Genomic DNA, 20,751 nt, shown 5'->3' on the forward strand with positions numbered 1-20,751 from the left:
CTAATTGTTTTATGACCACGACGACCTTGTCTGTGTACCGGTTTTTTGTGTGTTTATGCTTGTAAATTTTCCTCCTGCCCACGTACTGCGTTGACACAAAAATCGGCAATCTGTTTGACAAAGTGATCCTTATACTTCTGATCAAACATGACATTTCGGGACGGATTTAAAGGTTCAATCACGACAAAGGTCATGGCACCAACCACACCTAATGCTGCCGTATTCAAATCTTCAAATTCGAATTCTCCATTGACCTTTCCTTCGGCCAGAATTTCCTTAATGCTCTGCTTAAGCAGCTGCTTACTGCGAAAACGCTCATGTTCCATTTCCGGATCAACCGGTTCGAACATCAGTGAATACGCCAATTGGGGGCTATTCATGGCACGCTTGACAAAAGTTGTAACAGATTTTTGCAATTTCAGTTTTGGCGATAAATCTGACTCGGCAATATGGTTCAGAATTCCGACTTCATGCTGAATCGCGGCCGACAAAACCTCGATCAAAATCTGGCTTTTGCTCTCGAAATATCGATAGACCAGCCCTGTAGAAACGCCTGCGCGCTCTGCAATGGCCTGAATCGATGCCTCCTTCAAGCCCCCTTGAATAATCAGTTCACGAGCAGATTCCAAAATCGACAGGCGATTTTGTTCCATTCGTTCCTGCATCAATGATGATCTTTTATAACTCATAAAATTAATCTCAACAAGATAAAATGAATTGTAAATCATTTTGTGAATATAGATTCACTTTTTTATTTTTTCGTTGTATGTTAAAACCACAAGCACAACAACAATGCTTTTTTGGACACAACAAATATAACCTCAGGATGGATGAAGAATGAATTTACAAAGCTTGGATTTCGGTTTGGATGAAACTCTAATAGCGCTTCGTGATTCAGTGGCCGCATTTTGCGCCAAAGAAATTACCCCGATTGCTCAACAGGTTGACCGTGACAACGAGTTCCCTGCTCACCTTTGGAAAAAATTTGGCGAGATGGGCCTGCTCGGGCTGACAGTCAGTGAGGAATATGGCGGTTCAAATTTTGGTTATCTGGCGCACATCATTGCCATGCAGGAAATTTCCCGTGCTTCTGCATCCATTGGGCTGTCCTATGGCGCACATTCTAACCTATGTGTAAACCAAATTAAGCGAAATGGTACTGAAGAACAGAAACAGCGTTATCTGCCTAAACTGATTTCTGGTGAATATGTCGGTGCCTTGGCAATGTCTGAACCGAATGCAGGCTCGGATGTGGTGAGCATGAAACTGAAAGCAGAAGACAAAGGCGATCACTACCTGTTGAATGGTTCAAAAATGTGGATCACCAATGGTGGCGATGCCGATGTATTGGTGGTCTATGCAAAAACCGATTTGCAAGCCGGTGCCAAAGGCATGACTGCGTTTCTGGTCGAGAAAAATATGCCAGGTTTCAGCCATGGCACGCATTTGGACAAACTGGGTATGCGCGGTTCCAATACTTATCCGCTGTTTTTTGACAATGTCGAAGTACCGAAAGAAAACGTCATGGGTGGCGTCGGCAATGGTACCAAAGTGTTAATGAGTGGGCTGGATTACGAGCGGGCTGTATTGAGTGCTGGCCCACTGGGGATTATGGATGCCTGTATTGATACCGTGATTCCATATATTCATGACCGTAAACAGTTTGGCCAGGCTCTCGGTGAATTCCAGCTGATGCAGGGCAAAATTGCCGACATGTATTCGACCTGGTTGGCATGTAAGGCCTTGGTGTATGCCATAGGCGCTGAATGTGACAAGGCCGAACATAGCCGTAGCCTGCGTAAAGATGCTGCCAGTGCCATTTTATATGCTGCTGAAAAAGCGACCTGGATGGCGGGTGAAACCATTCAGACTTTAGGTGGTAACGGTTATATCAACGAGTTTGCTGCAGGCCGTTTATGGCGCGATGCCAAACTGTATGAAATTGGCGCCGGTACTTCAGAAATCCGCCGCATGCTGATTGGCCGTGAACTTTTCAACGAAACAGCCTAAATCTTAACACTTAGAATAAAACAAGGATGTTCGTCATGAATCAGTTATCGAGCAAAATCAATATACGTAGTGAAGAGTTTAAAACCAACCAGACTGCCATGCTGCAACTGGTGGATGACCTAAAACAGAAAGTTGAAAAAATTGCTTTGGGTGGCGGCGAAACTGCCCGCCAAAAACATCTGGACCGTGGCAAGCTGTTACCACGTGAACGGATTAATCACCTGATTGATCCAGGAACCGCTTTTCTGGAAATTGGTCAGCTGGCTGCCTATCAGGTGTATCAGGATGATGTGCCTGCCGCAGGTGTGGTCGCTGGTGTTGGTCAGGTCAACGGTGTGACCTGCATGATCATTGCCAATGATGCTACGGTGAAAGGCGGTACTTATTATCCATTAACAGTGAAAAAGCATTTACGTGCCCAGGAAATTGCCGAACAGAACCAGCTAACCTGTATTTATCTGGTGGATTCAGGCGGTGCATATTTGCCTTTACAGGATGAAGTATTTCCAGACCGCGATCACTTCGGCCGTATTTTCTACAATCAGGCACGTATGTCGAGCCAAGGTATCGCCCAGATTGCAGTGGTGATGGGTAGCTGTACTGCAGGCGGTGCTTATGTTCCCGCCATGTCGGATGAAACCATTATTGTCCGCAATCAGGGCACGATTTTCCTCGGCGGCCCTCCTCTGGTTAAGGCAGCTACCGGTGAAGTGGTTTCCAGTGAGGATCTCGGTGGTGGTGATGTGCATACCCGTTTGTCTGGTGTGGCTGATCATCTGGCTGAAAATGATGAACATGCGCTTGCGATTGCCCGCAACATCGTGGCCAACCTGAACAAAAAGCCAAACAAGACCGCAGATGAAATCGAAGCGCCGCTGTTTGACAGTTCGGAACTGTACGGCATTGTGCCGAGTGACGCGCGCAAGCCTTTTGATATCCGTGAAGTGATAGCGCGTATTGTCGATGGCTCACGTTTTGACGAGTTCAAGGCACGTTTCGGCACTACCCTGGTGACCGGTTTTGCCAAGCTCTATGGAATGCCGGTCGGGATTATTGCCAATAATGGCATTCTATTTTCCGAGTCAGCCCAAAAAGGCGCACATTTTATTGAGCTGTGTACCCAGCGCAATATTCCACTGATTTTCCTGCAAAATATTACCGGCTTTATGGTCGGCCGCCAGTATGAAAATGAAGGCATTGCCAAAAATGGTGCCAAACTGGTGATGGCCGTCGCCAATGCCAATGTTCCGAAATTGACCCTGGTCATTGGCGGTTCTTTTGGTGCCGGCAACTACGGCATGTGTGGCCGTGCTTATTCGCCACGCTTTATGTGGACCTGGCCAAACTCGCGTATTTCAGTGATGGGCGGTGAACAGGCATCCAGCGTTTTGTCGACCTTAAAACGTGACCAGATTGAACAGAAAGGTGGCAGCTGGTCAGCAGAAGAAGAAGATCAGTTTAAACAACCAATCCGTGACCAATACGAACGCCAAGGCCACCCTTATTATGCGTCTTCGCGTTTATGGGATGATGGTGTGATTGATCCAGCGCAATCGCGTGAAGTCTTGGCCTTGAGTCTGGCTGCGGCACTGAATGCGCCAATCCAGCCAACCAAATTCGGCGTGTTCCGCATGTAAGGGGTGACAAAATGACATATCAATTTTTACAGCTCGAACAGCAGGATCAGATCGCGACAGTCTGGATTAACCGTGCCGAACTGCACAATGGTTTTAATACCCAGGTGATTGAAGAACTGAATGCCTGTTTCCGGTCTTTAAATGACCATGATGATGTGCGTGTGGTGATTTTGGCAGGCCGAGGCAAGAGTTTCTCTGCTGGCGCGGATCTGAACTGGATGAAACAGGCAGGTCAGGCATCACAGGCAGACAACGAAGCGGATGCTCTCAAACTGGCAAAAATGCTGCAAAGTCTGGCGACCTTAAAACAGCCAACCATTGCCCGGGTACACGGCATTGCCTTTGGTGGCGGCATGGGGCTGGCCTCAGCCTGTGATATTTGTGTGGCCAGTACAGATGCCAAGTTTGCCACTTCCGAGGTTCGCTTAGGTCTGGCACCTTCGACCATCAGCCCTTATGTGATTCGTGCGATTGGTGCCCGTCAGGCCTCACGTTATTTCCTGACCGCCGAGCGGATTACTGCTGAACAGGCCAAAAGCATTGGTCTTGCGCATGAAGTTACTACACCAGAACAGCTCGACAGCAAAATTGATGAAATTGTGGAAGCACTTTTACTGGGTGGTCCTGCTGCACAGAGCGCATCGAAACAGTTGATTCAACTGGTTGACCAACAGGTTTTGACCGAAGATTTACTGCTTAAAACAGCACAGCATATTGCCCATATTCGCCAGGGAGATGAGGCGAAAAATGGACTGAATGCATTTTTGAACAAACAAAGCCCGGCCTGGATCAAGACCACGGCATAACAACAAGAAGGATCCTACGATGTTTGAAAAGATTTTAATTGCCAACCGTGGTGAAATTGCCTGCCGTGTCATTCGTACAGCGAAGAAATTAGGTATTGCTACTGTTGCCGTCTACTCCGATGCCGATGCACTATCACAACATGTCAAACTGGCCGATGAAGCGATCTATATTGGTGAATCGCCAGCTGCACAAAGTTATTTACAGATTGATCACATTATTCAGGCAGCCAAAAGCACTGGTGCTCAGGCAATTCACCCAGGTTATGGTTTCCTGTCTGAAAATGACCAGTTCGCCCTGGCCTGTCAGGACAACAATATTGTGTTTATTGGCCCACCAGTCGATGCCATTCTGGCAATGGGTCTGAAAGCCACCTCTAAAGCCCTGATGGAAAAAGCCGGTGTGCCTTTAACCCCCGGCTATCATGGTACCAATCAGGATGCCGACTTCCTGAAACAGCAGGCAGACAATATTGGTTATCCGGTATTGATTAAAGCCAGTGCCGGCGGTGGCGGTAAAGGCATGCGTCTGGTGGAACGCAGTGAAGATTTCCTGAGTTCACTGGCATCTTGTAAAAGTGAAGCACGTTCAAGTTTTGGCAATGAAGACGTTCTGATTGAACGCTATGTGATTCAGCCACGTCATATTGAAGTGCAGGTGTTTGGTGATACCCACGGCAATTATGTACATCTGTTCGAACGTGATTGCTCGGTACAGCGCCGTCACCAGAAAGTGCTGGAAGAAGCGCCTGCACCAAAAATGCCTGAAGATAAACTGGAAGCGATGCGTCAGGCGGCAATCGATGCTGCGCGTGCAGTGAATTATGTTGGTGCCGGTACAGTCGAGTTTATCGTGGAGCAAGACGGTACAGCTTACTTCATGGAAATGAATACCCGTCTTCAGGTTGAACATCCGGTGACTGAAATGATTACCGGACAGGATCTAGTGGAATGGCAATTGCGCGTGACTTTTGGTGAACCTTTACCGAAGCAGCAGCATGAATTGCAGATTCATGGACATGCACTCGAAGCCCGTGTTTATGCCGAAGAACCGGAAAAAGGCTTTATTCCTGCGATTGGTCAGATCAGCTACCTGCATTATCCAGAGCAAAATGACCATGTCCGTGTCGATAGCGGTATTGTCGAAGGCGACGAGATCAGCACCTATTATGATCCGATGATTGCCAAACTGATTGTCTGGGGCAAAAACCGTGAAGCAGCCCTAACCCAGATGCACCATGCATTAGGTCAGTTCCATGTCGATGGTCTGGGCAATAATATCGCTTTCCTTGACCGGCTAGTGCTGTGCGACTCATTCAAAAATGCACATTTAGATACTGGCCTGATTCAGCGTGAAGAAGAATTCTTACTCAAACCTTCTGCGGATATCAGTGCCGAACTGGTGGTCAGTGCTGCACTGATTGAACTTCTGTCACGTCAAGCACAGAATCCCATTCCAAGCAATCCGGTATGGCAGCAGCAAGCATTCTGGCGCTTAAACCAGCAAAATAGTCATACAGTGCAATTACAACGCAATGACATCAAACTAAAAGTTCAGTTCAATACTCAGGATCAAGGTTTTGTCGCCAGCTACAACGGTCAGCAAATTCAAATTCAGGGTCAGCTCGTCGATGCCCATACTTTAGCGTTGCAACTGGCGGGTAAACAGCAAAAACTGGCTTTTAGCCAGACTGAGCAAGGCATTACCCTATTCCAGAATGGTCAAAGCTATAAGTTCAATTACCTGAAGTCTGATTTTAATAATCAGGATGAACAAGGCACGGAAAATAATCTGATCGCGCCAATGCCAGGTGTCATTACCCAGGTGCTCGTGGCAGCCAATGACAAAGTCAAAAAAGATGATGTACTGATGACGCTGGAAGCCATGAAGATCGAATATTCAATTCGTGCACCGCATGATGGCATCATTGCAAGTTCATATTTCCAGAAAGGTGATCAAGTCAAAGCTGGTGATGAACTGGTCGAGTTCCAGCCACTGGCGGAGGAAGTGGCATGACGGATTTTGTCAAAATCGTAGAAGTCGGACCACGCGATGGCCTGCAAAATGAAAAAACACCTTTGACATTGGATGACCGGAAAAACCTGATTGTGGACCTGATGAAAACCGGTCTGCAGTCCATCGAAGTCGGTTCCTGTGTCTCAGCCAAATGGGTACCGCAAATGGCAGACAGTGATGTGCTCTTTGCCAGCCTACCCCAAGATCCGAATATTCAGTTCAGTTTGTTAACTCCAAATCTGAAAGGTTTTGAATCTGCACTGGCTGTGGGTTGCAAGGAAGTGGCGGTATTTACCGCTGCTTCTGAAAGCTTTACCCGCAAAAACATCAACTGCTCGATTGATGAAAGCTTCGAGAAATTTACCGATGTCATGGCAGCAGCCAAAGCCAATGATATTAAGGTACGTGGCTATGTCTCCTGCATGGTGGACTGTCCTTATGAAGGTGCCATTGATCCGAAGCAGGTGGTCAAAGTCACCCAGCGTTTGCTGGAGATGGGCTGCTACGAAGTGTCATTGGGTGAAACCATTGGTACAGCAACACCGGATCGGGTGAAAAATGTCTGGGAGGCTTGTCTGGCTGAACTTGATGCTAAAGTTTTGGCAGGCCATTTTCATAATACTTACGGCATGGCGATTGCGAATATCTACCAGTCGCTATTGCAAGGCATTCGCGTATTTGATTCATCCATTGCAGGCTTAGGTGGCTGCCCTTATGCCAAAGGGGCTTCAGGCAATGTTTCAACTGAAGACCTGTATTACCTGCTTTCGAATATGGGCTTTGAAACCGGTATTCAGCTGGATGCCCTGATGCAGGCCAGCCGTAATATCAGTGAAGTCTTGCAGCGCAATAATCCATCCAATTATGCCAATGCCTATTGGCAAAAAGCCTGTGCTTAACAATAATCATGCTTGAGCAAAATAAACTTAAGCAACCCATAAGGATATAAACAGCAGATTTAAGTCTGCTGTAATAACAATAGAGGTGACAAGATGTCAAACAAGATTTATGACAGCGCTCAATCCGCCTTAAAGGATGTGGTGCAAGATGGTCATACTCTGGCTGTCGGTGGTTTCGGCCTATGTGGTATTCCAGAAGCTTTGATCACGGCCCTAAAAGAAACTGGTGCCAAAAATTTGACCTGTATTTCCAATAATGCCGGTGTAGACGGCTTCGGTCTGGGGCTTTTACTGGAAACAAAACAGATTAAAAAAATGATCTCCTCTTATGTCGGTGAAAACAAGGAATTCGAACGTCAATATTTAAATGGCGAACTGGAAGTTGAGCTGACCCCACAGGGTACACTGGCAGAAAAATTACGTGCTGGCGGTGCCGGTATTCCGGCTTTTTATACGGCGACGGGTGTCGGAACCGTGATCGCTGAAGGTAAGGATGTCCGTGAATTTAATGGCAAGTCTTACATTCTGGAAGAATCTTTAACAGCTGATGTTGCTCTGGTTAAAGCCTATAAGGCCGATAAAGCCGGCAACCTGATTTTCCGTAAAACCGCCCAGAACTTTAATCCGGTCTGTGCCATGGCCGGCAAAATTACCATTGCTGAAGTCGAAGAGATTGTCGAAATTGGCGTGCTGGATCCGGACGAAATCCATCTTCCGGGAATTTATGTGAACCGGATAGTCCTGAATGCTCAACCGGAAAAACGTATTGAACAGATGACTTTAAAGGCGGAGGCTTGATCATGGCTTGGACACGTAATGAAATGGCGCAGCGCGCGGCACAAGAGCTTGAAGATGGTTTCTACGTCAATCTAGGGATTGGCCTGCCGACGCTAGTCGCGAACTATATTCCGGAAAATATCAATGTCTGGCTGCAGTCGGAAAATGGCCTGCTGGGGATTGGCGAATTTCCAACCGAGGAGACAGTGGATGCCGACCTGATCAATGCCGGTAAACAGACGGTTACCGCGCGTAAAGGTGCTTCATTTTTCTCAAGTGCCGACTCCTTTGCCATGATCCGTGGTGGTCATGTCAATATTGCCATTTTGGGAGCCATGGAAGTGTCTGAAACTGGTGATCTGGCCAACTGGATGATTCCGGGTAAAAAGGTCAAAGGCATGGGCGGTGCCATGGATCTGGTCGCGGGTGTACAAAAAGTCGTGGTCTTAATGGAACACTGCGCCAAAGATGGTACACCGAAGATTGTACCGCAATGTAGCTTGCCGCTGACCGGCCAGGCTGTGGTGAACCGGATTATTACCGACCTCGGTGTACTGGATGTTAGTCCTGATGGAATTCGACTGGTTGAACTGGCACCAGAGGTCAGTTTTGAAGAGATTCAAAAAGTCACTGGGGTAGCGCTACTACGTAATGCTGCCTGATCCAGCCAGCCCTTAAGAATAAAATTTCTTAAGGGCTTTTTTATATATAGCTGTTTCATTTCAAAATAATAATCGCAGAATAAATGGATTTTAATCATGCAAACTCAACAAAATATTTTGCAGCGCTTCGCCTTGCGCGTCAGCGACTGGTCTGAAAAATGGTTTCCGGATTCTTATATTTTTGCCCTGCTTGGCGTCATCATTGTGGCGATTGCCGCCATCGGAATTGGTGCACCCGCACAGGATGTCGCGATTTCCTTTGGAGACGGCTTCTGGAGCCTGATTCCCTTTACCTTGCAGATGTGCATGCTGATCGTGGTCGGTTATGTGGTTTCCGTATCTAAGCCTGTCCAGCTTCTGATCCAGAAAATGGCGCGCCTGCCACATTCCGGTCGTGGTGCGATTGTCCTGGTCGCCACGGTCAGCCTGTTAATTTCTCTGATTAATTGGGCCATGAGTACTGTACTGACTGCACTCCTAGTGATTGCACTGGCACAGCGTAAAGAGCTTAACATGGATTACCGCGCTGCTGCGGCTGCCGCGATTATCGGGATGGGTGCGACCTGGGCACTGGGCATCAGTTCTTCAGCTGCACAGTTACAGGCTAATAAAAGCAGTCTGCCTGAACCGATTTATAATCTGACGGGCGTGATTCCATTTACCGAGACTATTTTCCTGCCGCAATCCATGATCATGACAGCGGTACTGATTGTGGCTTCAATTGCAATTGCTTACTGGTCAGCACCTAAAGGCTCTGACATTAAAACTATTGAGCACTTCCCGATTCAGATTGAAGAAGAAAAACCGGAAGTATCTGCCGAAAAAAGACCGGGGGATTGGCTGGAAAATTCACCCATTTTAAGCATTCTGATTGTGATTCTGGGCGCAGTCTGGATGTTTAACGAATTTTCCAAAAGCAATCCGATTCTGGCCATTTCCAGCTTAAATACCTATAACTTTATCTTCCTGATTTTGGGCGTGGCCTTACACGGTACACCGCGAAATTTTCTGAATGCGGTATCCAAAGCCGTACCCGCCATTTCTGGGGTACTGATCCAGTTTCCGCTGTATGGCAGTATTGCCTTTATGATGACCAATGCGCTAAACCCGGCCGATCTGTCATTGTCACATTACATTGCCGAGTTCTTTGTTTCCATTGCCTCGCAGGAAACCTTTGCCATTGTAATGGGCTTATACTCGGCGATTCTGGGTTTCTTTATTCCTTCTGGCGGAGGGAAATGGATTATCGAAGCGCCCTATGTGATGCAGGCTGCGCATGACCTGAAAGTGCATCTGGGCTGGTCGGTACAGATTTATAATGCGGCAGAAGCCTTGCCGAATCTGATTAATCCATTCTTTATGCTTCCGATGCTGGGTATCCTGAAATTAAAAGCCAAAGATGTGATTGGATTTACGGTGACCCAGTTGATTTTCCATCTGCCTTTGGTACTGTTCCTGCTATGGTTCCTTGGTCGGACATTGACTTATAGCCCGCCGGTATTTTCTTAATTTAAGATAATAAAAAAGGACGAAAATTCGTCCTTTTTTATTTAGGCCGCTCTCTTAATTTCCTGTCTTCTCAACTACACCTTCATCATCTACTTCACGTACAATTCCCGTTTCGGTATTCACGACCTCAAAGGTCACGCGACGATTCTGAAACTGTCCGGCAGGTGTGGCATTGGGTTCAACCGGCTGATCCTCTCCCATGCCAACTGCCTGTAACTGTGCAGGATTGACCCCTTTTCCAACGAGATAACTGGTAATCGCTTGAGCTCGTTGCACAGACAGCACCTTATTTTCTGCTTCACTACCCTGAGCATCGGCATGTCCTGTAACCTTCAGAATGACATGCGGTGCTCGTTGCAATAATGCAGCAGCCTGATCCAGCACCAATTTATTGACCTCGGGAACTTCAGTCGATGCCGTATCAAAATTAATGATTTGTAAATTCAGTGCAGTCGCCACATCCAGCGCTTTAACATTATCGGTCTTGATACTGGCCAAGGCTTGTTCTGCCTCACTATTGGCGGTATTAATCACGTCACTTCTATTGAGCGGCTGCTGGGTCACCACTGTGACATTTTTGGCCAGACTACGAATTTGTGCTGCCAGACGCTCGGCCTCTGCATTGGTTGCTGCACGCACTGAAACCTGATTGCCAATCCAGTCAAGTGACACATTTGGCATTCCCTGCATTGTTCTCAACACAGTCGGAATAGTATCCTGATCAATAAATTCTGAATGATAAACCTCACTGCTCAGCGCCCCACAACCAATATTATAATTAAAGATCTGTTTGATCTCGTTTTGCAAAATTTCCATATACTGCGGATTATTCAGCTGTAATTGACAACTGACAATTTCGCCATTACTGCCTGTACTTAATCGCAGGGATGCAGGCTGAGCTGCAGCAACTTCACTGGTCGCTTGGGTATTTGAATCTTCAACATCATCCTGCATGCAGCTACGAACCAAAAACAGGATCAAACCCGCCAGGATCAGAAAAATAATAAACGGCCATAAAAAGCCGGTTTTTCTTTCTTCCTGAACAATGATGGTCTGCTCCGCCAATACAGGCTCCTGATTTAAATTTTGCCCTGCCAAGGGTGAAACTCCTAGCGCTGCCAGAATAGGTCCAGCCCAAACGGGTAATGCGCGCTGAATCGAATCGGCGTGGGTTTCCAGCAAATGGCTAATCGCTTCCGGACTTGAAGCACCCGCTTCGGTCTGTAAAAAATTCATAGTCGGTACAATTGACCGGTTCAAGGTATGCTCTATTTCATCTTGTGGCGCGCTCTGATCCACTTGATCCAGAAACTGCTGCTTGAGTGCCGGATTTGCATTGAATAATTCATGAATTTTTGGATTAAGTTGCTGACCAAGATTCTCAATCCAGGCGGGACGTGCACGCAATATACTTAAAAATATGGGATAGAATTGAGCCAAAGCTTGATCTTTGGCAAATAAATGCTCGGTTTCACCTTGAAGCACAATCGCCGTAACATCGCTTTTTAAGCGTTCTATAAAGTCTATATTCATAATCGTCACCATTCTTTTGATTTTTCTAATGTTTAATATTTAATCAGTGTAACGATCCCCATTTTTTGAAAATGTAAATAATTGTATGAATATCATAAAGTTTCACTGTTTTTGTTGAGTACTCATTTTACCAACACAAAATTTAAAAAATAAAAAAAGCCAGCCGAAGCTGACTTTTATAAAATTGGGATCATTTAAGCAGCAAAAGTTTGAACCACTTTACCCAGCACTTTTTGATTAATGAGCGGGGTATTTTTACCTTGTGACACGATGCTTTCTTTATTCAGGGTCCATTCCAGTTCCGGATCTAGCAGCACCCAGCCTGATTCATTTATCCATCGATCTGCCATTTGTGTAACACGAGCCGGAGCTAGGGTCACTTTTTCCACCCATTCCAGTGGAGTCAACAACCCCTCACGAATCAGTTGCAGACCAAAAGGCACATAGGTATCAAAAGCAGTGAAACCTGGCTGCGTTTCAGCAAACGGCGCCATTTTCGCAGAGCTGCTTAGCGGTTCATGATGAGTACAAATCGCATCAATCACACCTGATTTTACACCCTGACGCAGTAATTCTTTGTCCTGTTCAGAACGAAGCGGTGGACGCACATGTGCAAGAGAGTTAAATCCATCAATCAAATGATCAGTTAAATGTAACTGATGCATGGCCACATCACAGGTCACCGGTAAGCCTTTTTCCTTGGCAATACGGATCAATTCCACCGAAGCACCACAAGACAACAGACCAAAGTGTGCTCGTACTTTGGTTGATTCAATCATCAACAGATATTTGGCAATCGCCACGGTTTCAGCCAGTGCCGGAATCATCGGCAAGCCCTGACGTGATGCAATAAACCCTTCATGCACACAGCCGTCTTTGGCAATTTGTGGTTCTTCCGCATAGAACACCACCGTCAGGTCTAAGCCTGCAGCATATTCAAGGGTACGCAGTACCACATCATCATTGGCAAACGGCGCACTGGCATTGGAAACCGCAGTACAACCGCCCTTTTTCAAGCCCGCCATATTTGCCGGTTGTTGACCATTTAAGCCTTGGGTTTGCGCACCAATCACTTGAAGATAGATCCCACCATCCAGCATGGCTTTTTCGACCAGACCGTGAATCAGCGCACCATTATCTTGTACGATTGGCTTTGAATCGGGTGGCGTAAATACGTGCAAAATGCCATTTTCACGTGCCGCTTTTCCTTCAGACTTAAGCGTACCGTGTTGCTGTTGACCCGGTTCACGTAAACGCGCACACAAATCGACCATGGTTGGCATTAACCATTTGCCTTGACCATCAATCGTTTCAGAGACGTCTGCTGTTTCTGCAACGAATTTTCCATTTTCCAGATACACGGTCTGGATAGAATTAGTGTTTTGGATTGGATCAAGAACACGGACATTTTCAATTTTTACAATAGTCATGACTTATTCCTTAACCCGCAATCGCTTCAATCAAACCTTGTTCTTGTAACTGACCTTGCATCGATAAAGCCAACACCGCCATACGCACGGCAATACCATTGGTCACCTGCTTCAAAATCACAGATTGCGGACCATCCGCAATACTTGAGTCGATTTCAACGCCGCGGTTCATTGGTCCCGGATGCATCACGATACAATCCGGTTTGGCCATGGCAAGACGTTCTTTATTCAAGCCATACATTTTGTAGAACTCTGCTTGCGAGGCAAGTGCCGGAGAATCAATACGCTCGTTTTGAATACGTAAGGTAATGATCACGTCGCAGTCTTTGATGCCGTCTTCCATATTGTTAAATAGACGAACACCATCGCCATATTCTTCAAAACCCAATGGCAGCAAGGTATTCGGTGCAATCACCCGGATATCCTGGCAACCTAAAGTTTGCAAGGCAGCCACATCTGAACGCGCGACACGTGAATGCTTGATATCGCCAATAATGGCAATCGACATTTCTTCGAATTTTTTATTGGTTTCGCGGCGAATGGTCAGCATGTCCAGCATCGCTTGAGTCGGATGCGCATGACGGCCATCACCGGCATTAATAATTGCCACTGTTGGACAGACATCCTTGGCAATAAAATGCGCTGCCCCTGAAGATGAATGACGTACCACGAAAATATCGGCCGCCATGGCTTCCAGATTCCATAACGTGTCACGCAGGGTTTCACCTTTAGAAGTACTCGAACGGGCAATATCGATATTGAGAACGTTGGCAGAAAGGCGCTTGGCAGCGGCTTCAAAGGTGGTGCGGGTACGGGTTGAATTTTCGAAGAACAGGTTCATCACCGTTTTGCCTTCGAGCAAATTATTGGTGATCAGCTGATTTTGGTCATTAAAAAAGGACTGTGCAGTGTCCAATATTTTTGTCAGGGTTTCTTTAGAAAGACCTTCGATGGTCAAGAAGTGTTTTAGATTACCTTCTTTATTGAGTTGAATCTGGCTCGGTGTATGCAATGCCGCCAAGTGCATGAGAGATTCCTTATGCGTTAAGTCAACATATTATACAGAGATTGGCGAATTTTTATAGTTGGCCACGCTGCTACTTGTACAAAAAGCATCTGAACAATAAAAATAAAAAATCAGATTCCTTTGTATTTTTTCAATAAGATAATTTAACCCGATTTGCATCTTGCTGATTTTAAGTACAAAACCAACGGGCGCTTCAGTCTGGAGCATTCACACCCATCTCAGGTTTAACGCAGTGCACCAATATAACGATGTGACACCTGTGCACGATAGATATCGTCTTCATCCGGTTCGACCGAGATCAGCCCTTCCTGCTGGCTTGGGTGTGCAGATTCTGTTGGTGAATCTTGTGCTGTTTCAGAAATCTCCAGTACCATTTTCAGGCGCTGGATCAGATGATTCAAATCTGGGTCTTGAGTCTGCTCTGCCAGTTGAATCACATGCCGGGCATAATCCAGGTTCTCTGCCAGATAAATTGCATCAATCACCCGACCTGAAACACGTCGTAAACGCGCATAGATTAAAGTGGCCACTGAAAAAGCGTCATGGTTGCGTAACTGATTCTCTAACATCTTAACCCCCATTATAAAATTGAAAAATCAGGCAGCCATCGCTCCCCATCGACTGACCGCCTGATTTGCCATGTATAGAGCAAAATGCATACCAGTTCCTCAATTTATAGTGTGAATATTATTTTTCTCTATCACATGCCACGGCCTTTCAGAGAATTTCAAAAGCTTTCAATATAAAAATACGGTAAACTTAGCGCAGTTTTTTATTTATCTTTTTTGGTCTCTCTATTATATGAATACCTCTCCACGTTTAAGCAATTATTGGGTCACCTGTGCCGATGGTCTGGAAACCTTATTAGAAGAAGAAATACAAGGCTTAGGTGTTCAGAATATTGAGCGTTTTCCAGGCCGTTTAACCTTTAAAGGTACACTGGAAAATGCTTATCGTATCTGCATGTGGTCACGTCTGGCTTCACGTGTCTTGATGCCGATCCACACGCATGAAATTGAATTTTCTCATGATGCCCGTGATGTGGCAGAAGAACTCTATGAAGGGGCTCTCAGCTTTGACTGGTCGCTGATTTTTGCACCACAAAGTACCTTTGCGATTCGTTTGCATGTCGAACGTGATATCAAGGTCAATACCCAGTTTGCGACTTTACGTGCCAAAGATGGTGTCGTAGATTCCTTTATGGAAGCCGTAGGCAAACGTCCAAGCATTGATACCAAACAGCCTGAAATTACCATGTATATTCTGGCAGGCAAGAAAGAACATACTTACTGCCTGGACCTGTCTGGCGACTCTTTGCATAAACGCGGTTATCGCCGCTTTATGACTGACGCCCCAATCAAGGAAAACCTGGCCGCTGCGATTCTGCAAAAAGGTGGTTTAAAAGCGTTAAATCCGGACATCATTGTCGATCCAATGTGTGGTTCAGGTACCTTTATTATTGAATCCCTAATGATTTTGACCGACCGTGCACCGGGTCTGGTCCGTCGTTTCGGTTTTAATGGCTGGAATGGCCATGACCATGAACTGTGGATGAGCATCAAGGCCGAAGCTGCTGAACGTCATCAAGCGGCAATGGAAAATCCATTACCACAATTCTATGCCTTCGATGCGGACTGGGAAGCGGTTAAAGCCACCAGACAAAATATTATCGCGGCGGGTTTTGAAGCTGCTCTCGACAATATCATGATCGAAGAACGGACTTTAAATGACTGGCCTGATTTCCATGCAGAAGGCAAGAAAGTATTCTTCGTGACCAACCCGCCATATGGCGAACGTCTCGGCGATAAAGCGCAAAACCGTTCTTTATACCTGGGTTTATCGGCTTTATTGCAAAAGAATTTCCCGAATCAAAAAGCGGCTGTGATTGCCTCCCAAGTGGAACAGGCCGATGTGCTGGCGTTCAATGATCCGCAAATCCTGCGTTTGATGAATGGTAAATTGCCGATCTATATCCGCTTCGGTACGGTTAAACCGGCCGCAGTGGTACGTCCATTCCTAGAAAGCTGGCAGCCTCAGCAGTTTGAACCGATTGAAGGTGCGATGGAGTTTGCCAACCGTCTGACCAAAAATATGCAAGCTCTAAAAAAATGGGCAGTCAAGGAACAGATCCATTGTTTACGTCTCTATGATGCAGATTTACCTGATTTTAACGTCGCAGTAGATCTGTATGGCGAGCGTTTGCATGTACAAGAATATGCGCCACCTAAAACTATTGATCCGGAAAAAGCCAAAAAACGTTTCAACCTGGCCTTACAGGCCATTCGTGCCGTGACCGGTTTGGGCCGTGATGCGATCTTTATCAAGACCCGTGCACGTCAGGAAGGTAAAAACCAGTACACCAAACAAAGTACAGCATCCAAGCGTTTTATCGTTCAGGAAGGTCAAGCCAAGATTCTGGTCAACCTGACCGATTATCTGGATACCGGTCTGTTTCTGGATCACCGTCAAATGCGTTTACGTATTGCACGTGAAGCAAAAGGCAAACACTTCCTGAACCTGTACAGCTATACCTCAACGGCAAGTTTACATGCTGCTTTGGGTGGTGCTGCAAGTACAACCAGCGTCGATCTGTCGAATACTTATTTGAACTGGTCTAAAGAAAATTTTGTTCTGAACGGCTTAACCGTGGATCATGCGGATGAACAGCATCAGTTCTTTGCCTCTGACTGTTTCGAATGGCTAAAAGAAGGTCATGAGCAATATGAGCTGATCTTTATCGACCCACCAACCTTCTCAAACTCGAAGAAATTCTACGGGACCTTTGACGTACAGCGCGACCATTTGTCCCTGTTAAAACGTGCGATGAACCGCTTAACCACTGATGGTACCTTGTATTTCTCAAATAACTATCGTGGTTTTGAGATGGATGAAGAAATTCTGGCCTTCTTTGATGTTGAAGAAATTACCCAGGAAACCATTGGACCTGACTTCAAGCGGAATCAAAAGATTCACCGTGCCTGGAAAATCCGTCATCCGCAAGTGTAATTTGATGATGAATTAACTGTCTTTATCACGATTGATATCTTCTTTATTTTCCCTGAGCTGAGTTTTAAGCCATGCTTTAAAGCTCGCCGCAACAAGAATACAAAAGTGTTGCAATGCTCGAAGTTAAAAATAAGATTAAAAAAAACCCAGCCTAGGCTGGGTTTTTTGTTGCAAGGAGAAGCGGTTTAGTTAAGTTTCATTTTTTCAAAGATTAACTCACCTGCTTCAGCTTTCACCAGAATGGTATCGCCCGGCTGGAATTCTCCGCCCAGGATTTTCTGCGCCAGACCATTTTCAATCCGCTGCTGGATTGCACGTTTCAGTGGACGTGCTCCATACAATGGATCAAAACCGGCCTCGATCAGCTGATCGAAAGCGCTGTCATCTACCGACAAGCGCATATCGCGTTCTGCAAGACGTTGACGTAAACGGTCCAACTGGATATCGGCAATACCGCGAATCTGGTCTTTTTCCAGCGCATGGAACACTACCAGTTCATCAATACGGTTGATAAATTCCGGACGGAAATGTTCCGATACCGCATTCATCACCACCGTACGGACTTCTTCTTTAGTGGCATTACCGCCCAATTCACGTACATCCTGCGAACCCAGGTTCGAAGTCATGACGATCACAGAGTTTTTAAAGTCCACTACCCGGCCTTGCGAGTCAGTTAAACGGCCATCATCCAGTACCTGTAGCAAGATATTAAATACATCCGGATGCGCCTTTTCGACTTCATCGAACAAGATCACACTATACGGTTTACGACGCACGGCTTCAGTCAGTACACCGCCTTCTTCATAGCCGACATAGCCCGGAGGCGCACCGACCAAACGGCTCACCGAATGTTTTTCCATAAATTCCGACATATCGATACGCACCATGGCATCGTCGCTGTCAAACAGGAAATTCGCCAAGGCTTTGGTCAATTCTGTTTTACCGACACCCGTTGGCCCCAGGAACAGGAATGACCCACTTGGACGGTTCGGATCTGACAGACCGGCACGTGAACGGCGTACTGCATTGGATACCGCCACCACGGCTTCATCTTGCCCTACTACACGGTTATGCAGGAATTCTTCCATATGTAGCAATTTGTCACGCTCGCCTTGCAGCATTTTCGCAACCGGAATACCGGTCGCAGCACTCACTACTTCAGCAATTTCATTGTCGGTGACTTTGTTACGCAGCAATTTTGGCGTTGCGCTTTCATCGGCTTTTTCAGCCAGTTCAAGCTGCTTTTGCAACTCTGGTATCACGCCATATTGCAAACGCGCGGCCTCGCCCAGATCACCTTCACGTTGCGCTTTTTCAAGTGCTGTACGTGCCTGATCCAGTTTGATCTGTACATCTTTATTGCCTTCGACCAGCGCTTTATCTGCACGCCAGACTTCTTCCAGGTCATGATACTCTTTTTCAACTGTGGCGATCTGATCGGACAAGTATTGAATCTCAGCTTTGGCACCTGAGTCTTCATCTTTTTTCACCGCTTCCAGCTGCATTTTTAACTGAATCAGACGGCGTTCCAGTTTATCTAAAGCTTCTGGCTTAGAATCGAGTTCCATTTTGATGCGCGATGCTGCTTCATCAATCAGGTCAATGGCTTTATCCGGCAACTGACGATCGGTAATATAACGATGCGACATTTTCGCCGCCGCAATAATCGCGGAATCCAGAATCTGTACCCCGTGATGGGTAGCATAGCGATCTTTCAAACCACGCAGAATCGCAATGGTATCTTCTACGCTTGGCTCATCGACAAGCACTTTCTGGAAACGACGTTCCAGCGCTGCATCTTTTTCAATATACTGACGATATTCATCCAGTGTGGTCGCACCGACGCAGCGCAGCTCGCCACGGGCCAGCGCAGGTTTCAGCATGTTACCGGCATCCATCGCGCCATCACCTTTACCGGCACCCACCAGGGTATGCAACTCGTCGATAAACAGGATGATTTCGCCTTCATGTTTGGCAATATCTTTCAGAACGGCTTTTAAGCGTTCTTCAAACTCACCACGGTATTTGGCACCGGCCAGCAAAGAACCCAGATCAAGTGATAAAACACGTTTACCTTTGAGTCCTTCAGGCACTTCACCATTGATAATCCGCTGCGCCAGACCTTCGACGATTGCAGTTTTACCGACCCCTGGCTCACCGATGAGTACCGGGTTATTTTTGGTACGGCGTGATAAGACCTGAATGGTACGGCGGATTTCATCATCACGGCCAATCACAGGATCAAGCTTGCCTGCCAACGCACGTTCAGTTAAATCAATGGTGTACTTATTCAGTGAATCACGCTGATCTTCATGATTGTTGCTCATGACTTTTTCATCGCCTCGAAATTGATTAATCACTTGACCTAAAGTCTCTGCCTTTACGCCAATACTATTTAATAAGGTTTTGGTATTTCCGGTTTCTGCCAGTGCCAACAGCACCCAATCCGTAGATAAAAACTCATCTCCGGCTTTTTGCGCAAAGCTGTCTGCCAGATGCAATACTTTTGCCGCCTCAGGACTGAGATTGATATCTGCTGATGGATTGGTCAGGGTTGCCGCATTGCTAAATGCTGTTTGCAGCTTGGTTTGTAGCTCACGCAGATTAGCACCGGCCTGTTGCAGCAGGCTGACATTGGATGCTTCATCCATCAAGGTGGCCAAGATATGGATCCCATCAATGGAGGTATGATCCTTACTCATGGCCAGCGATTGTGCATCGGAAAGGGTTTGCTGCAGGCGATTGGTAAATTTTTCAAAACGCATTCTTGTTATTCCTCACAACAAATTTTCTACTTGATGGATATATGGGTACGCTTGATAAAATTTCAAATCATTTTTATATATTTTTCAAAAACTTAATATAAACATTTAGACAGTCTTTAATAATAATATTGGTGTAATCAAATCATATTTCAAGTGAGGTTAGAAGAATTTTTAAGGTGAAGATAAACAATTCATATTTTATTTAATTTACTCTGCTATTTTTCAGCTTAGTAGAGAATAGAGAGATATTTTTAGTACGGTTGCAACCTTCCTAGTAATCGCAATACTTCACTCAAACCATGTTCTGTTTGCATCAAGGATCTTGGCGTTTGATGATTCAAAAGCTTGTTAGGTGAATTGATAAAATGGCGCATCCAGCTCAAGTCTCCACCATGCAAGCTAAATAACTTTTGATAGATATTTACTAAAGCTATAGCTTTTTCGCCTGCTGTAGTATCTGGTTCTAATTCTTTTTCATTTATAACCAGAGATAATTCCGCCTCAGATAAACCCAGAATCAATGCAAGTTCGAATTCTTTCAGTTGCAACTGCTCAGCTAAGTTGAATACTGCTATAGCTAATACTTGGGATTTAGAAATACCTGTTTCACTATTCATTTTTATCAAATCATCTTGATGCGTCTTATTTCGATTATGCTGCTTTTATTGTTTTCCGG

The 20,751-nt window shown here is 45.9% G+C and carries 16 protein-coding genes; 9 read left to right on the top strand and 7 right to left on the bottom strand.

The genetic code is table 11. The features are described 5' to 3' along the window. Window positions 1–53: 53 nt before the first annotated feature. Window positions 54–689: a TetR/AcrR family transcriptional regulator gene (locus tag F894_RS06335; RefSeq protein ID WP_005251442.1), complete on the bottom strand. Its 636-nt coding sequence runs from the start codon at window positions 687–689 to the stop codon at window positions 54–56. Window positions 690–837: 148 nt separating this feature from the next. On the opposite strand from F894_RS06335, the gene F894_RS06340 reads away from it, so the two are divergent. From F894_RS06340 to F894_RS06375, 8 genes are all read left to right on the top strand, one after another. After that, window positions 838–2,010, top strand: coding sequence for an isovaleryl-CoA dehydrogenase (locus tag F894_RS06340; RefSeq protein WP_005246758.1), 1,173 nt, complete (start codon window positions 838–840; stop codon window positions 2,008–2,010). A gap of 35 nt (window positions 2,011–2,045) precedes the next feature. Further along, window positions 2,046–3,647 carry a carboxyl transferase domain-containing protein gene (locus F894_RS06345; protein WP_005246759.1) on the top strand — a complete coding sequence of 534 codons (1,602 nt, stop codon included), beginning with the start codon at window positions 2,046–2,048 and terminating at the stop codon, window positions 3,645–3,647. Between the two features lie 11 nt (window positions 3,648–3,658). Continuing rightward, a complete protein-coding gene (locus F894_RS06350) occupies window positions 3,659–4,453 on the top strand; it encodes an enoyl-CoA hydratase/isomerase family protein (protein ID WP_005246760.1) in 795 nt (264 codons plus the stop codon). Between the two features lie 19 nt (window positions 4,454–4,472). Beyond that, window positions 4,473–6,467: an acetyl/propionyl/methylcrotonyl-CoA carboxylase subunit alpha gene (locus tag F894_RS06355; RefSeq protein ID WP_005246761.1), complete on the top strand. Its 1,995-nt coding sequence runs from the start codon at window positions 4,473–4,475 to the stop codon at window positions 6,465–6,467. After that, on the top strand, window positions 6,464–7,366 hold the full coding sequence (locus F894_RS06360; RefSeq protein WP_005246762.1) for a hydroxymethylglutaryl-CoA lyase: 903 nt from the start codon (window positions 6,464–6,466) through the stop codon (window positions 7,364–7,366). Before F894_RS06355 ends, F894_RS06360 begins: the two co-directional genes overlap by 4 nt. A 93-nt stretch (window positions 7,367–7,459) precedes the next feature. After that, window positions 7,460–8,164: a CoA transferase subunit A gene (locus F894_RS06365; protein ID WP_005246763.1), complete on the top strand. Its 705-nt coding sequence runs from the start codon at window positions 7,460–7,462 to the stop codon at window positions 8,162–8,164. A gap of 2 nt (window positions 8,165–8,166) precedes the next feature. Then, a complete protein-coding gene (locus tag F894_RS06370) occupies window positions 8,167–8,805 on the top strand; it encodes a CoA transferase subunit B (RefSeq protein ID WP_005104503.1) in 639 nt (212 codons plus the stop codon). A 96-nt stretch (window positions 8,806–8,901) separates the two neighbouring features. Further along, the gene (locus tag F894_RS06375) at window positions 8,902–10,314 is read left to right on the top strand and encodes a short-chain fatty acid transporter (RefSeq protein WP_004646585.1); all 1,413 of its coding nucleotides are present in this window, start codon (window positions 8,902–8,904) and stop codon (window positions 10,312–10,314) included. A 54-nt stretch (window positions 10,315–10,368) separates the two neighbouring features. Here the strand turns inward: F894_RS06375 and F894_RS06380 are convergent, their stop codons facing one another. From F894_RS06380 to F894_RS06395, 4 genes are all read right to left on the bottom strand, one after another. Further along, a complete protein-coding gene (locus tag F894_RS06380; RefSeq protein WP_004646583.1) occupies window positions 10,369–11,859 on the bottom strand; it encodes an OmpA family protein in 1,491 nt (496 codons plus the stop codon). A gap of 182 nt (window positions 11,860–12,041) precedes the next feature. After that, the gene (locus F894_RS06385; RefSeq protein ID WP_005246765.1) at window positions 12,042–13,277 is read right to left on the bottom strand and encodes a dihydroorotase; all 1,236 of its coding nucleotides are present in this window, start codon (window positions 13,275–13,277) and stop codon (window positions 12,042–12,044) included. 10 nt (window positions 13,278–13,287) lie between these two features. Next, window positions 13,288–14,304, bottom strand: a complete 1,017-nt coding sequence (locus F894_RS06390; RefSeq protein WP_004280134.1) for an aspartate carbamoyltransferase catalytic subunit — start codon at window positions 14,302–14,304, stop codon at window positions 13,288–13,290. 224 nt (window positions 14,305–14,528) lie between these two features. Beyond that, window positions 14,529–14,873 (bottom strand): hypothetical protein, encoded by a 345-nt coding sequence (locus F894_RS06395; protein ID WP_004280135.1) that lies wholly within the window; start codon window positions 14,871–14,873, stop codon window positions 14,529–14,531. Between the two features lie 232 nt (window positions 14,874–15,105). On the opposite strand from F894_RS06395, the gene rlmKL reads away from it, so the two are divergent. Next, window positions 15,106–17,310, top strand: a complete 2,205-nt coding sequence (gene rlmKL, locus F894_RS06400; protein ID WP_004280136.1) for a bifunctional 23S rRNA (guanine(2069)-N(7))-methyltransferase RlmK/23S rRNA (guanine(2445)-N(2))-methyltransferase RlmL — start codon at window positions 15,106–15,108, stop codon at window positions 17,308–17,310. Window positions 17,311–17,495: 185 nt separating this feature from the next. Here rlmKL and clpB read toward each other — a convergent pair whose 3' ends face one another. Together clpB and F894_RS06410 are read right to left on the bottom strand one after the other, a co-directional pair. Beyond that, window positions 17,496–20,075, bottom strand: coding sequence for an ATP-dependent chaperone ClpB (gene clpB, locus F894_RS06405; RefSeq protein WP_005246766.1), 2,580 nt, complete (start codon window positions 20,073–20,075; stop codon window positions 17,496–17,498). A gap of 251 nt (window positions 20,076–20,326) precedes the next feature. Beyond that, complete coding sequence (locus F894_RS06410) at window positions 20,327–20,692, bottom strand: antitoxin Xre/MbcA/ParS toxin-binding domain-containing protein (RefSeq protein ID WP_004646580.1); 366 nt, start codon at window positions 20,690–20,692, stop codon at window positions 20,327–20,329. Window positions 20,693–20,751: the final 59 nt, after the last annotated feature.

The organism is Acinetobacter sp. CIP 51.11 (assembly GCF_000369665.1).
Taxonomy (GTDB): domain Bacteria; phylum Pseudomonadota; class Gammaproteobacteria; order Pseudomonadales; family Moraxellaceae; genus Acinetobacter; species Acinetobacter lwoffii_S.

Bases quoted from the DNA above. Each gene is read 5' to 3' on its own strand.
- F894_RS06395 (WP_004280135.1), bottom strand. From the start codon at position 14,873: ATGTTAGAGAATCAGTTACGCAACCATGACGCTTTTTCAGTGGCCACT.
- F894_RS06335 (WP_005251442.1), bottom strand. From the start codon at position 689: ATGAGTTATAAAAGATCATCATTGATGCAGGAACGAATGGAACAAAAT.
- F894_RS06385 (WP_005246765.1), bottom strand. From the start codon at position 13,277: ATGACTATTGTAAAAATTGAAAATGTCCGTGTTCTTGATCCAATCCAA.
- rlmKL (WP_004280136.1), top strand. From the start codon at position 15,106: ATGAATACCTCTCCACGTTTAAGCAATTATTGGGTCACCTGTGCCGAT.
- F894_RS06375 (WP_004646585.1), top strand. From the start codon at position 8,902: ATGCAAACTCAACAAAATATTTTGCAGCGCTTCGCCTTGCGCGTCAGC.
- F894_RS06360 (WP_005246762.1), top strand. From the start codon at position 6,464: ATGACGGATTTTGTCAAAATCGTAGAAGTCGGACCACGCGATGGCCTG.
- clpB (WP_005246766.1), bottom strand. From the start codon at position 20,075: ATGCGTTTTGAAAAATTTACCAATCGCCTGCAGCAAACCCTTTCCGAT.
- F894_RS06345 (WP_005246759.1), top strand. From the start codon at position 2,046: ATGAATCAGTTATCGAGCAAAATCAATATACGTAGTGAAGAGTTTAAA.
- F894_RS06390 (WP_004280134.1), bottom strand. From the start codon at position 14,304: ATGCACTTGGCGGCATTGCATACACCGAGCCAGATTCAACTCAATAAA.
- F894_RS06355 (WP_005246761.1), top strand. From the start codon at position 4,473: ATGTTTGAAAAGATTTTAATTGCCAACCGTGGTGAAATTGCCTGCCGT.
- F894_RS06340 (WP_005246758.1), top strand. From the start codon at position 838: ATGAATTTACAAAGCTTGGATTTCGGTTTGGATGAAACTCTAATAGCG.
- F894_RS06410 (WP_004646580.1), bottom strand. From the start codon at position 20,692: ATGAATAGTGAAACAGGTATTTCTAAATCCCAAGTATTAGCTATAGCA.
- F894_RS06365 (WP_005246763.1), top strand. From the start codon at position 7,460: ATGTCAAACAAGATTTATGACAGCGCTCAATCCGCCTTAAAGGATGTG.
- F894_RS06370 (WP_005104503.1), top strand. From the start codon at position 8,167: ATGGCTTGGACACGTAATGAAATGGCGCAGCGCGCGGCACAAGAGCTT.
- F894_RS06350 (WP_005246760.1), top strand. From the start codon at position 3,659: ATGACATATCAATTTTTACAGCTCGAACAGCAGGATCAGATCGCGACA.
- F894_RS06380 (WP_004646583.1), bottom strand. From the start codon at position 11,859: ATGGTGACGATTATGAATATAGACTTTATAGAACGCTTAAAAAGCGAT.